Below are 12,056 nucleotides of genomic sequence, written 5' to 3'. Positions count from 1 at the left end.
TATGTGTTATAAAAACTGAATAGAACACTGTTTAATTTGGTGTGAAATATTTATTCCGCTTCATTTTCCGCTTCCCCTGAAATATCTTCCCGGCTTTCATCATTGCTGTTTGTTTCTTCATTTATTTCATCGGGTGGTAATAATTCTACGCCAAGATAGTCATTCTCTTTCACAGGGGTTCCCTCTTTAATATTTTGAGTAATTACATAACCGTTTCCAAACACTTCCATCTTAAACTTCAGTAAATCACTCAATTGCATAACCTCGCGCTTCGACCAGCCAATAATATTTGGCATTGTTGGTTGATCTGCCACCAGTATAATCCGTTGATTAGGTAGAACCTCATCACCTTCCTCAACATTTCCTGAAACAACATCCCCTGAACCAACTACAGTAACGTTTAATCCTTTTTCTGTTAATTCTTTTTTTGCGGCTTCTGAATCATTACCTATTATATTTGGTACTTTTATCGTTTCAACGGAAGAATTTTCTTCTTTATCAGGATCTATATTTAAATAATGCAAGCTATTTTTCATTACATTATTAAAAATAAATGATACCGGCAAAGAAGCTGGCTCTGTTGGCTCGAGCTCCGGCTGTTGAACAGATACATACATCATTAACTGTGGATCATCAATTGGTGCCATTCCCAGAAATGAAAAAATATAATTTTCTCTTCCAGTCATATAAGTTCCATCAGGACCTGGTATTTCCGCAGTACCGGTCTTACCACCAACCGTATAATCATCCAGCTTATATCTTTTTCCTGTTCCATTTTCTCCATTAACAACAGATTCAAGTAAATTTAGTACTTGCTCTGAAGTTTCTTTAGAAATAGGTTTACCTACTACATTTGGTGATTTTTCTTCAATAATATCACCTGTGTTTGGATCAACTATTTTTTGTATTACATATGGCTGAAGCATTTTACCATCATTTGCAATAGCAGTTGCAGCTTTCATTTGTTGAATCGGTGTTAGGGTAGAACCTTGTCCGAAGGCTGTTGTTATTTTTTCAATTGGCCAGTCAAACAATATTTGCCCAGGAATTTCACCAGGCAAGTCGATTCCCGTAGGTTTATCAAAATCAAATGCCTGCAAGTACTTCAGGTATGTCTCTGAACCAAGTTTTTCCCAAGCCAGCTTTGCTGCAGCAACATTGGATGAACGCCGGAAACCTTCATCAAAGGAGATTGTCCCCCAACCTCTGCCACCATTATGGTCATGAATTTTTTTTACTTGTTCATTTGGACTATAGCTACCAGACTTAAATCCTTCGCTCCCATTATAAACGCCTTCTTCAATTGCTGCCGCCCATGTAAACATTTTCACTGTAGACCCTGGTTCAACAGGATTCGAAATTACATCATTGTACCAGTTTTCTACATTTGCCGGGTTATTAGGATTATAGCTGGGTCTATTACTCATTGCCAGAATCTCACCTGTTTTTGGATTCATTACAGCGGCTGTTATACGTTTAGGGTTATAATCTTTTTCCACCTGTGTCAATACATCTTCTAAAAGTGTTTGGATTTTTTGATCGATGGTTAAATAAACATCATCGCCATCCTCTGGCTTTGTAATAACCTCATTAGGATCTAAAAGCTTTTTATTATACTTATCACGCTGATAGGAAATACGACCATCTTTTCCAGCCAGTAAATCATTCATTTCCTTTTCCATCCCGGCTATTCCCATGATCTCTTTTGAAATTCCGTCTTCAGTTCCTATGTCTGTATCCCTGGCAAAACCGATAATATGTGAAGCAAACATGCCATTTGGATAATACCGAATGGGTTCTTTTTCAAAAATAATGCCTGGTATGTCAAGTGCGTCAATTTCATCTTTTTCCTGCTGGGAAAGCTCTCTTCCTTCTTTTCCAAATTCAACTTGCCACTTTTCATTTTCGATACCGTTTTCTAGTCGTTCCAGAATGTAACTTGCATCAACATCCAATAAAGGAGCCAGCATTTTCGCAGTTTTCTCCGGATCATTGACATGCTTTGGCTCCTCTGAATTTCCGGAATAAGCTTCATCTACAATTGCAATAACACGAAATGTAGGCATGTCATAAGCTAGCGTCATTCCATTTTTATCAAAAATCTTACCTCTTTCAGCACTTAATGAATAAGTATTTGTTCGCTTTTTATCCGCCCATTCCTCCAAGGAAATATTGTTAATCTCACCAGTTGCCTGAATGTACATAAATCTTCCTGCAAGTACCAGGAAAACACCTACGAAGAGTATGATGAGTATTCCTGCCATAAAGTGAGTTGTTTTGTTTTTCCTCATATGACGTTCCCCTTGATTAATTGTTGAATGCGTGTGCTTGTTTCACTTCAGCATCCTGTAATTTTAATCCATTATCTTTAGCAATTTGAGTAATTCTCTCAGGTCTGCTTAATTCTTTCTTCTCAAATAAAAGCCCTTCATTCGTCACTTGCTGTGTTTGCACTGTTTGATCCAATTCCTGCAAATTACGATTTAGTGTATCAGTGGACGATGAAAATGAGACTATATAAATTCCTGATGCAATTAAACATGTACTTACTATAGTATATAATACTTTTTCCCCTTTGGTAATCCAACCTTGTTTTTTTACTTTTACCGCAACTTTTTGGTCTTTTTCAGGGATTTGTTGCGGACTTGTTTGCTGCCAGCTCCGGGCGTGATTTGCACTCATTATTTTTTCCACCCTTCCTCATACGTAAATTCGTCTTTCCATTCATTAAGTTTTTCAACAATGCGTAATTTAGCTGAACGTGATCTCCGATTTTCTGTTAATTCATGATCAGTTGCTATAATTGGTTTTCTGGTTATCTGTTTGAATGGTGCCTCGTGGTCCTTCGGTAACACCGGTAAATTTCTCGGTGTTTCTTTTGCTGTACTCCATTTTTTAAAAGCTTGTTTGCACACTCTATCTTCAAGTGAGTGAAAAGTAATTACTACAATACGCCCATTTTCATTCACTACCCTGGCAGCTTGATGAAGCGCGTCATTAAATGCTGTCAGTTCATCATTCACAGCGATCCGGATAGCCTGAAAAATTCGTTTTGCCGGATGTCCGCCCTTTCTGCGTGCAGGTGCGGGTATAGCATCCTTTATTATTTCCACTAATTGATGTGTTGTGTGAATTTGCTCTGTTTTCCTATATGTTTCAATTTTCCTCGCAATTTGTTTTGAAAATTTCTCTTCCCCATATTTAAAAAAGATAGCTACTAATTCATTGTAGTCCCAGGAGTTTACTATCTCAAAAGCGGTCAGCTCTTCTGTTTGGTTCATTCGCATATCCAGTTCTGCATCATGCTGATAGCTGAAACCTCTTTCTCCCCTATCCAATTGTGGTGACGATACGCCCAGATCAAATAATATTCCATCAATATGGTGTATCTGATGGTCTGCCAATTGCTTTTCTAGTCCTCTAAAATTGGAATGAATAAAGGTAATTCGATCATGGTATGCTTTTAGTCTATCTTTTGCAGCAGCTAATGCATCAATGTCCTGATCAAAGGCTACAAGCAATCCATTCTCATCCAATTGAGAAGCAATTTCCTCTGAATGACCTCCACCACCTACAGTACAATCAACATATGTACCACCAGGCTTTATTGAAAGTCCTTTAATTGTTTCATCTTTTAAAACACTGTAATGTTCAAACATCCGTACACCCACTTCTATTCACATCTAGCTCCAGCACCCAGCGACTAATTGACTTCCTTCACCTTCGTACGATAAGTCAACATCGACTCGCTTACGCTCATCGTGTTTCCTTTATCTCCTACGGCTCAATCCAGTCCATACGTCGCTAAACGGGCACTTACGCCTTAGTCCATCAAATATCAAAATCCATTAGATTTTCGGCAATCTCTGCAAATGATTCCTCTGAATCATTGAAGTAATCTTCCCAATTCTCGCTAGCCCAAAATTCAATTCGATTGGATACACCGATTACAACACAATCTTTTTCCAGTACAGCATAATTTCTTAGTGTCTGTGGAATGTTTATTCTTCCCTGTTTATCCACTTCACATTCAACTGCTCCGGAAAAGAAAAATCGGGTAAATGCTCTGGCATCCTTTTTAGTAAGTGGGAGTTTTTTTAGTTTTTCTTCTAATACTTTCCATTCATTCATTGGGTAGGCGAACAAACATTTATCCAGTCCACGGGTAATAACAAAGCTTTCCCCAAGTTCATCACGAAACTTGGAAGGGACAATAATTCTGCCTTTTGTGTCAATGCTATGTTGGTATTCACCCATGAACATAAAGTTCGCCCCACTTTCATATTTTCTATTCTACCACATCCCCCCACTCTCCACCACCAATTTTTAAATAAATAGGATATATAGATAAAATTAAGTAATTCGAACTATTAGGAGACAAATAAAAAAAGCTGTCTTATCAATGAAAGACAGCTTTTCATTACAATTATTTAATTAGTGGTGAAAGGTGGGGACTTAAATATAAACAACATAATGTACGTTATGGAACGAACAAGATTGCTTGGTTAATTTTTTTATAAAGTCAGAACCATATTCATTTAACCATGGCAGTGGATTCCACATACGTTCCTGTAATCCACCCTCAGGCCGCAATGCTGTATTGATTAAATCAAATTCATTTAGTTCTTTGGCATATTTCTCTTCCAGTGCTTTTATAATTCTTTCCTCTAAAAACTCAACATCACATTGAAGATAAAATAAATTCTTCTCTGCTAATTCTCCCAAATCCGAGCGGATATCCAAAGCAATATCCCGAAGTGGTTTATGGGCATGATCAATCGTTTGTTTGATCTCTTTAGCAATCTGCTGAATAGGAGGGCTGTTTTTTGATTCCAGCCAACTATCCTTTATATCAGCCACCCCATCATTAATGGCACGAGCAGCAGATATTTCATATTTATTTAATGCTTTTTCCACCCTTCGTTCCATGTAAGTAAACGATAAGCGCGGTAAAACCGGTGGCATTTTTATTTGAAATGCTGAAAATACAGGTTTTAACACAGCCCAATAGCTTATCTCACCAGGACCGCCAATGAAAGCCAATGAAGGAAATAATAATTCCTGCATAAGTGGACGCGTAACCACATTATTACTTAATAGTTCGGGTTGTTTTTTTGCAATGGTAATTAGTTCATCTGTTGTTAAAATAACCTCATTCTGTTTCCCGATCCATTCCCCGTTTTCATTTCGGGTTAGTAATACCCGTTCATTATTTAAATGATAAAAAAGATGGGCATCATTCTCTTCAACATCCATCGCAAGGGAATATCCATTTTGCTCCAATTGCTCAGCTGCAGCATATACCCCACTGCTAATTTCAGGCTGTCTCTCAATTAATTGCAGAAAATGACTGTTTTCCATCTCTCGAACTTTTGGATGTCCCGAATCAATTAATACCAAGCCCTCATCATTAAACAATTGGAAAATCACACGGGCAAAGAAATCCACATATGTAGTTGATTTATCCATACAACTCTTAACTGTTTCATATAAATTTTTCGTAAATTGTGTTTCCTTAAGGTTTTCAAATAATCGATTTAACCATTGATCACTGTACAATTGATCTATATTTATATGAGAAACGGAGCTTTTGTATAACATACGCTGAAGAAGCTTGTATTTTTTCATTTGTGGAACTTCCGGTAAAAAGATATGATTAATTTCATCAAAATCATGATCTTCACCAGCAATCCAAAAAACAGGGATAACAGGGATTTGTAATTCCTCTTCCTGCTTTCTTGCAAACTGAATAATAGAGATCACTTTATTTAGCGAGTACATCGGCCCTGTCAATAACCCAGCCTGCTGCCCCCCAATAACTACAACACTATCTTCCCTTTTTAATCGGTCAATATTTTTATATGTTGATTCAGGAGCATCCCATTCCTGATTTAACGTTCGTAATACATCCGTTAGCTGCTCCCGATTAAACTGACGATCTTTTAAATCTTTCACTCTTTGCTCATAATCCTGAAATGGATGATAATCAAAAAACTGCATAATATTATCATTATTATTTCGGTAATCATTTATTAATTTGCTCTGTTTATTTAACGGTATAGAGTCGATCTGCATAGATAAATACTCCTTCATCATAATGTTCTCTATGTATTGTACATAAATCTTTACTGAAATTCATTTAATCTGTTTCACATGATGATTAATAGAAGAAAATCTGCCGAATGACTCCGATCAACAATAAACAAATATATATAACAAAAAATATTAAAAATGAAAATCGCCAAAAAACTTTTATTGCTTTTTTAAATAAAATCTCTGTATTCATCTTCCATTGAAAAATTATTATTACTGTCAATATCGATAAAAGAAAAACCAAAGTAATACCAATAAATTGCTTTTCAAAAATGATAGTCAGAAGGATGGTAACTGCTATAATGTATAAAATAGTTGTCCAGTTTACTGCTTGATGAAAGGCCCTCAACTTCCCGTGTTTAAATTTCCTGATAATCTTATACAAAAGCCATGTTGCAAAGATTGGAACTGTTATAAAAAACGCAATCAAATAAATGATAAAATCAATCATGCTTATCCCGTTATCCCCTTTTTCACTTCCAATGCTTTTATACTGTTGTAAACAAATGATGTATATGGAATATTTATATTTTTTTTATTTTCTATCAGGTAGCCGGTAATAGCTTCTATTTCTGTTTTTCTGTTATCTTTTATATCTTTACACATCGACGAAGTATTTTCAGCAGTTTTTTCAACTACATCCGAAACACGTCTCCATTGTTCTTCAAAATCATCCAATCCCAAAACCAAAGCAGCTTCCCTGCAAAGCTCCCTTGCAAGACCATGTATATATGAATTTGTAGAAATATAACCATTTTTACAATCAAATAGAGCAGTTAATGGATTTATAACAGCATTAATTACGAGTTTTTCAGCAAGTAATTGTGACCAACTTTCTTCCATAACAACCGGAAAGGCGGGTTGATCCAGCAAGTGAATAAGTTCTCTGCTCTCCTGCTTCGTTTTATTATATCCGGATATCTTAATTATTCCATTTCCTGAATGCATGACAGTATGATCATTAATCCGTAAGGCACCATGTTCAACAACACCTAAATAAACCGGTTGATTCATGTTTTTTATAAACTTGATATGCCCCATTCCATTTTGTAAAAATAAGAAGTGAGTATTTATATCAGCCTTATGAAGCTTAGGAAAAACGGAAGGAATTTGTGATTGTTTAACACAGATAATCACACAATCTTCCTTCTTCATATCTTCAATAAGCTTGGAGTTTACAAAAATAGGTTTGGTGGAATGCGAGAAAAACAGTCCCTTATTATTAATACTATCTCTCTGCTCATCCCTTTTTACATATATCGTAATATTATGATCCGATGACAAATAGCCACTTATTAATAAGCCAATGGCCCCCCCACCAATTACCCCAATATTCATTTCGTTCGCCTCACTTCATTTTCTTATAGTGCGTGTTCAAAAAGGAGGATATAAAGGACCGAGAAGTTCGAGGCGGCGCAGCTATGAGCAGCGGAACGTATGCAGTTAATACGTGAGCAGCAGAATAGCAAGCCAACGAAGAAATTCGATGTGTCATTTTTACCGGACTTTTTGAACATCCTCTTATGCAATATTGTACCAAAACATCAGATGAAATAGCTATACAGAATTGATTATTTAATGCCAAAGGATGGAATTATTCGTTTTCTTATTTCAAAATATGTTTATTTATATTATAATAAGATTAATAGAGATACTAAAATTATTTGGTGTCAACAATTGAAAGCGGAATCAATTAATTATAATCAAGATAGATATTCATTATCTACTGCTATTTCATTACAAGGGGGTAAATTTTTATGCAACAAATAAAAATCGAAAAACTATTGATCAATTATAAAACATTGGAAAAATTTAAGTACTTTAAAGAATATGGTAATCAGGAATTATCTATGTTGGATGATCTGCAGGATAACATCGTTGAGAATGATGCGGATTCACCATTTTATGGCATTTATTATGGTGATAATCTTGTGGCAAGGATGAGTTTGTACAAAGTAAAGAAAAGATATGATGCATATTTTGAACCGCCTCAGGACTATTTAACACTATGGAAGCTGGAAGTACTGCCAAGTTATCGTGGTAAAGGATATGGAAAAGCGTTAGTTGACTTTGCGAAAAGTTATAACGTACCAATTAAAACAAACCCTCGGATAAATTCACATGGTTTTTGGGAAAAAATGAACTTTCAAAAAGCCCATTATGATATGGAAAGGGATCTTGGTGAAAATCCGCTCATCTGGATGCCGGAGGGTGTTAAAGAGCAGGAATCCCATTAAAATAATACCTTACAAAGTGAAAGACATGAATGGCACTATTTCATTCATGTCTTTATTCTTTTTATTCATTCTGACCGTTCTTCACCCAACCCCAAAGCTTCCCCATTTCTTCCCAAGCATTATCATAACGTAATAATTGCTGTTTTAAACGTTCATTTTCTTTTTTTAGCTGTTCTAACAGTTTTGCTTGTTCTTGCTGTAATGGATTTTCATCGGGAAAATTCGATTTCATTTTTTCCAACAATAATATAGCTGTTTCTATTGTATTTTTCTCCTGATTCTCATGTCCAACAAGCTGCCATACTTCTTTTTTGTTTCCTTGTTTTCTTTCTTCCTTTGCTAGTTGGATTGCATCGTGATAATTCTTGCGAATGGTTGCATTCCAGCGAAATCCACAAGCGGCTGATGTACGTGAGAGTTGTTTTGCCACTCCCTTAAAAGCTTCCAGCTGCGTTTTTCCTTCCCGTATATGACGAAGTACTGTTTCCGCAAGGATTATATCTTCATCTTTTGTCCAGGCATCCTGCCTAGTTGCATTCATAACATCCCTCCTTATATTGCTATCAATGTATGCAAAAAATAGGAGTGATAGAATAAATGTTTTATATTTTTATAAGAAAAAGTACGGAAGATACTATTTTCGACTTAAAAATTCCTTTACTGCATCTTTATGCTCTTTAGAATCCCATAAATTAGCACAATTACGAACTTCCTCATTCATCAAAGAAGATAACCCAATACTCGCTATCTTTTTCTTATACTGGTTTTTTAATATTTTCATTTGGTCATAGGATTTCGATATATAAGGCTTTAATAATTCCTTTTTATTATTTATTTCTTCCTGGGTTACGATGTGATGAACCCATCCCCGTTCTTTTAAATAGGCTACTTCAAAAATGCTTGCTTCCATCAACCATTGAAATGCGAAGTTTGGATTAACTTTCTCATAAAGAAGCGCGCCACCGCCCCAGCCAGGAATAATTCCAAGTTTCGTTTGTACAAAGCCAAATGTGGAATTTTCTTTTGCGATTCGAATATCACATGCTGTTGCAATTTCACACCCTCCCCCTAATGCATTTCCATTGAGCAGACAGATAGTCGGAACTGGAAAGGATACAATTTCATAGAGTACTTCTTTCACTGGATATAAATGTGAGAAAGCTTCATCAGGAGTTAAGTCCCCGTGTAATTCATTTAAATCTCCACCCGCACAAAACATTTTATTTCCTGCTCCGGTTATTACCAGAAACTTGAGTGAATCCTGTTTTGCCTGTTTTAAACTATTATGTAATCCATCAACCATGTCTTTAGTTATCGCATTATGTTTTTTGGGTCGTTGTATGCAAATTTCCCCGTAATCCCCATCATCGATTTTTCGATATAACACTGTCTCAGTCAACTAAACTCTCTCCCCTTTAGTGGATAATGTTCCTGTAGTGGATGTTCCAATATATAAAAAAACAGATCACATTCAGGTTGTGATCCGTTTTTTTCAAGTAAAATTATTTACTTACCACTTCTTTACCATCATAATGTCCACATGATTTACAAACATGGTGTGATTTGGTTAATTCTCCACAATTTGAACATTCTACCATGCCAGGTACGTGTAGTTTTTTATGAGTACGACGTTGATTTTTTACTTTTTTAGAAGTTCTACTTTTAGGTACTGCCATGACTTACACCTCCTTCATATAACGAAAGCAAAAACTTTAGAATATAATTCCTATTTTTCTTTCTTGTTATCCTTAAAAAAAGACTCCAATTTTTTTAACCGTGGATCTATCGTTTTTTCATTCGTTTCCTCTGAAATAAATTCCCAACCTTGTCCTTTTACAGGAGCTTGATCTGATGTCTTTGCTTCTTCGGAGAACACTCGAAAAGGAATCTCTAATAAAATATTTTCCTTTATATATGGGAATAAGTCAAGAACTTCCCCAATAACTGGATGAATTTCATTTTCCTCTTCTGCTTCACCATAATAAGGCGATGTTGAAAACACCTCATCCGCATTTATTTCAAAAAGATACGGTACATCCACTAATGTACGTGCACAAGGTAAAATCATTTCCCCACTAATTGTTATTGAAAAAATAATCTCCTCACCCTGAACAAAATACTTTCCGTGTACCTGTACAGGTTTAATTTCACGTATATCATTATTCATTGTTTCCAGTTCAGAAACGTCAACCTTTTCACTAAAGGAATAAGGCTTATTAAAAGCATTTTTCCGTATTTGCGCTAAAGCAAATTTCATTGTAATCACCCCAAGGCAACAAGAATTATTTTAAAAGAAAAATAGACTTTTGTCAAGATATTTTCTTTACAGATTAACCAATTCTCCATTTTCTTATGTACACTGTACTAATAGCATTCCCTGTACGTTTATCAATAATCATGTTTTTCCATTCGTGCCATTGTTTCTTTTCTTATGATACAATTATTATCACCAAACTCGGTAAGGAGTTGTTTGTATGAATGCATGTGGTTTAATTGTTGAATACAATCCCTTTCATAATGGACACGTCCATCATATCCAGGAAGCTAAAAAGACTTCGGGTGCTGACTGCATGATTGCTGTAATGAGCGGGGATTTCCTGCAGCGAGGAGAGCCCGCAATCATCGATAAATTTCATCGTGTTCCGGCCGCTCTGCAATCAGGGATAGACATTGTTTTGGAATTGCCATATCCATACGCTGTACAAAGCAGTGATTTATTTGCAAAAGGATCTGTTCAAACATTACACGAAGTAGGTGTATCCAGTATTTGTTTTGGCAGTGAATCTGGTGATATATCCCATTTTATAACAAGTTATGAAATCTTTAAAGAAAAAGAAGCTATTTATAGGAAAACCCTTAAAACACATCTTGCAAAAGGAATATCTTTTCCCGAAGCCAGCAAGTATGCCTATCGGCAACTTGGTTTATCTACACCTGAAATGGATTTAGCGAAGCCAAATAATATACTTGGTTTCAGCTATATAAAAGCAATCCTGGAAAAGAAACTCCCTATTCAGCCCTTGACAATCCAACGAACAAACAGTGGATACCATCAGCAAACGATCACAGGCTCTATAGCAAGTGCTACAAGTATCCGAAAACAACTGTTTAAGGAAAGAACCATCACTGAACAAGTATTAAAAACAATGCCTGATGAAACCATTAAACAGCTAAAGGATTACATGAATACTGCTGAAACCTGGCATATGTGGGAAAAGTACTTTCAAATTATTCATTATCGCGTCATGACCATGACTACTCAGGAACTTGCGGAAGTTCATGGTGTTGATGAAGGGTTGGAATATCGTATTAAAAAAACAGCAAAGAAAGCTATATCGTTCAATGATTGGGTTGGTCGGGTTAAAACGAAGAGATATACCTGGACAAGAATCCAACGAATATTTGTACATATTCTAACAAACACAAAGAAGTCTGACATGAAGATGGTAGAATCTGCTTCAACTGTTCCATACGTACGTCTATTGGGAATGACTAAAACTGGCCAGGCCTATTTAAATAATAGAAAAAAGAATATGGATGTTCCCTTAGTTTCCAGCCTTGGTCGTAACAACAGTCCAATGCTCCAACTGGAAGAAAAGGCTGCAAATGCATATTATAGTATCCTTTCACCCAGGAACAGGCAACAGCTTTTTATGCAGGAATTACAAGCACCAATAATATTTAACGATTAGCAATTAAAAGTGGCTTTTTTAATATGTTTTAAGA

General features: G+C 35.8%; 13 protein-coding genes. 2 read left to right on the top strand and 11 right to left on the bottom strand.

Features of this window, described 5'->3' with window-relative positions:
* Positions 1-50: 50 nt before the first annotated feature.
* From CIL05_RS08520 to CIL05_RS08490, 7 genes are all read right to left on the bottom strand, one after another.
* Positions 51-2,291, bottom strand: coding sequence for a PASTA domain-containing penicillin-binding protein (locus tag CIL05_RS08520; RefSeq protein WP_095655106.1), 2,241 nt, complete (start codon positions 2,289-2,291; stop codon positions 51-53).
* A gap of 16 nt (positions 2,292-2,307) precedes the next feature.
* Entirely contained in the window at positions 2,308-2,682 is a 375-nt protein-coding gene (gene ftsL / locus CIL05_RS08515) for a cell division protein FtsL (RefSeq protein WP_095655105.1), read from the bottom strand.
* On the bottom strand, positions 2,682-3,659 hold the full coding sequence (gene rsmH / locus CIL05_RS08510) for a 16S rRNA (cytosine(1402)-N(4))-methyltransferase RsmH (protein WP_206207761.1): 978 nt from the start codon (positions 3,657-3,659) through the stop codon (positions 2,682-2,684). The genes ftsL and rsmH overlap by 1 nt, the downstream gene beginning before the upstream one ends.
* Positions 3,660-3,831: 172 nt before the next feature.
* Positions 3,832-4,263, bottom strand: a complete 432-nt coding sequence (gene mraZ / locus CIL05_RS08505; protein WP_095655103.1) for a division/cell wall cluster transcriptional repressor MraZ — start codon at positions 4,261-4,263, stop codon at positions 3,832-3,834.
* A gap of 192 nt (positions 4,264-4,455) precedes the next feature.
* Positions 4,456-6,075 (bottom strand): bacillithiol biosynthesis cysteine-adding enzyme BshC, encoded by a 1,620-nt coding sequence (bshC, locus tag CIL05_RS08500; protein WP_095655102.1) that lies wholly within the window; start codon positions 6,073-6,075, stop codon positions 4,456-4,458.
* 85 nt (positions 6,076-6,160) lie between these two features.
* Entirely contained in the window at positions 6,161-6,544 is a 384-nt protein-coding gene (locus CIL05_RS22905) for a DUF3397 domain-containing protein (protein ID WP_095655101.1), read from the bottom strand.
* A gap of 2 nt (positions 6,545-6,546) precedes the next feature.
* Positions 6,547-7,431 carry a 2-dehydropantoate 2-reductase gene (locus tag CIL05_RS08490; RefSeq protein ID WP_095655100.1) on the bottom strand — a complete coding sequence of 295 codons (885 nt, stop codon included), beginning with the start codon at positions 7,429-7,431 and terminating at the stop codon, positions 6,547-6,549.
* 419 nt (positions 7,432-7,850) lie between these two features.
* Here CIL05_RS08490 and CIL05_RS08485 point away from each other — a divergent pair, with 419 nt between their 5' ends.
* Positions 7,851-8,330, top strand: a complete 480-nt coding sequence (locus tag CIL05_RS08485) for an N-acetyltransferase (RefSeq protein ID WP_095655099.1) — start codon at positions 7,851-7,853, stop codon at positions 8,328-8,330.
* 61 nt (positions 8,331-8,391) lie between these two features.
* Here CIL05_RS08485 and CIL05_RS08480 read toward each other — a convergent pair whose 3' ends face one another.
* The 4 genes from CIL05_RS08480 to CIL05_RS08465 form a co-directional block, all read right to left on the bottom strand.
* Entirely contained in the window at positions 8,392-8,871 is a 480-nt protein-coding gene (locus tag CIL05_RS08480) for an RsfA family transcriptional regulator (protein WP_095655098.1), read from the bottom strand.
* A 93-nt stretch (positions 8,872-8,964) separates the two neighbouring features.
* A complete protein-coding gene (locus CIL05_RS08475; RefSeq protein ID WP_095655097.1) occupies positions 8,965-9,729 on the bottom strand; it encodes an enoyl-CoA hydratase/isomerase family protein in 765 nt (254 codons plus the stop codon).
* Positions 9,730-9,832: 103 nt separating this feature from the next.
* On the bottom strand, positions 9,833-10,006 hold the full coding sequence (gene rpmF / locus CIL05_RS08470; protein WP_095655096.1) for a 50S ribosomal protein L32: 174 nt from the start codon (positions 10,004-10,006) through the stop codon (positions 9,833-9,835).
* A gap of 50 nt (positions 10,007-10,056) precedes the next feature.
* Positions 10,057-10,587: a YceD family protein gene (locus CIL05_RS08465; protein ID WP_095655095.1), complete on the bottom strand. Its 531-nt coding sequence runs from the start codon at positions 10,585-10,587 to the stop codon at positions 10,057-10,059.
* A gap of 217 nt (positions 10,588-10,804) precedes the next feature.
* On the opposite strand from CIL05_RS08465, the gene CIL05_RS08460 reads away from it, so the two are divergent.
* Entirely contained in the window at positions 10,805-12,022 is a 1,218-nt protein-coding gene (locus CIL05_RS08460; protein WP_095655094.1) for a nucleotidyltransferase, read from the top strand.
* Positions 12,023-12,056 lie beyond the last annotated feature (34 nt).

The organism is Virgibacillus profundi, assembly GCF_002287375.1.
Classification (GTDB): domain Bacteria; phylum Bacillota; class Bacilli; order Bacillales; family Amphibacillaceae; genus Virgibacillus_K; species Virgibacillus_K profundi.
Note: the sequence above shows the minus strand (reverse complement) of the source record. Positions and strands in the feature narration are given on the sequence as shown.

What these genes read in the sequence shown, in the direction of transcription:
- CIL05_RS08485 (WP_095655099.1), top strand. Translation starts at nt 7,851, where the DNA reads ATGCAACAAATAAAAATCGAAAAACTATTGATCAATTATAAAACATTG.
- rsmH (WP_206207761.1), bottom strand. Translation starts at nt 3,659, where the DNA reads ATGTTTGAACATTACAGTGTTTTAAAAGATGAAACAATTAAAGGACTT.
- bshC (WP_095655102.1), bottom strand. Translation starts at nt 6,075, where the DNA reads ATGCAGATCGACTCTATACCGTTAAATAAACAGAGCAAATTAATAAAT.
- CIL05_RS08490 (WP_095655100.1), bottom strand. Translation starts at nt 7,431, where the DNA reads ATGAATATTGGGGTAATTGGTGGGGGGGCCATTGGCTTATTAATAAGT.
- mraZ (WP_095655103.1), bottom strand. Translation starts at nt 4,263, where the DNA reads ATGTTCATGGGTGAATACCAACATAGCATTGACACAAAAGGCAGAATT.
- CIL05_RS08480 (WP_095655098.1), bottom strand. Translation starts at nt 8,871, where the DNA reads ATGAATGCAACTAGGCAGGATGCCTGGACAAAAGATGAAGATATAATC.
- CIL05_RS08465 (WP_095655095.1), bottom strand. Translation starts at nt 10,587, where the DNA reads ATGAAATTTGCTTTAGCGCAAATACGGAAAAATGCTTTTAATAAGCCT.
- CIL05_RS22905 (WP_095655101.1), bottom strand. Translation starts at nt 6,544, where the DNA reads ATGATTGATTTTATCATTTATTTGATTGCGTTTTTTATAACAGTTCCA.
- rpmF (WP_095655096.1), bottom strand. Translation starts at nt 10,006, where the DNA reads ATGGCAGTACCTAAAAGTAGAACTTCTAAAAAAGTAAAAAATCAACGT.
- CIL05_RS08520 (WP_095655106.1), bottom strand. Translation starts at nt 2,291, where the DNA reads ATGAGGAAAAACAAAACAACTCACTTTATGGCAGGAATACTCATCATA.
- ftsL (WP_095655105.1), bottom strand. Translation starts at nt 2,682, where the DNA reads ATGAGTGCAAATCACGCCCGGAGCTGGCAGCAAACAAGTCCGCAACAA.
- CIL05_RS08460 (WP_095655094.1), top strand. Translation starts at nt 10,805, where the DNA reads ATGAATGCATGTGGTTTAATTGTTGAATACAATCCCTTTCATAATGGA.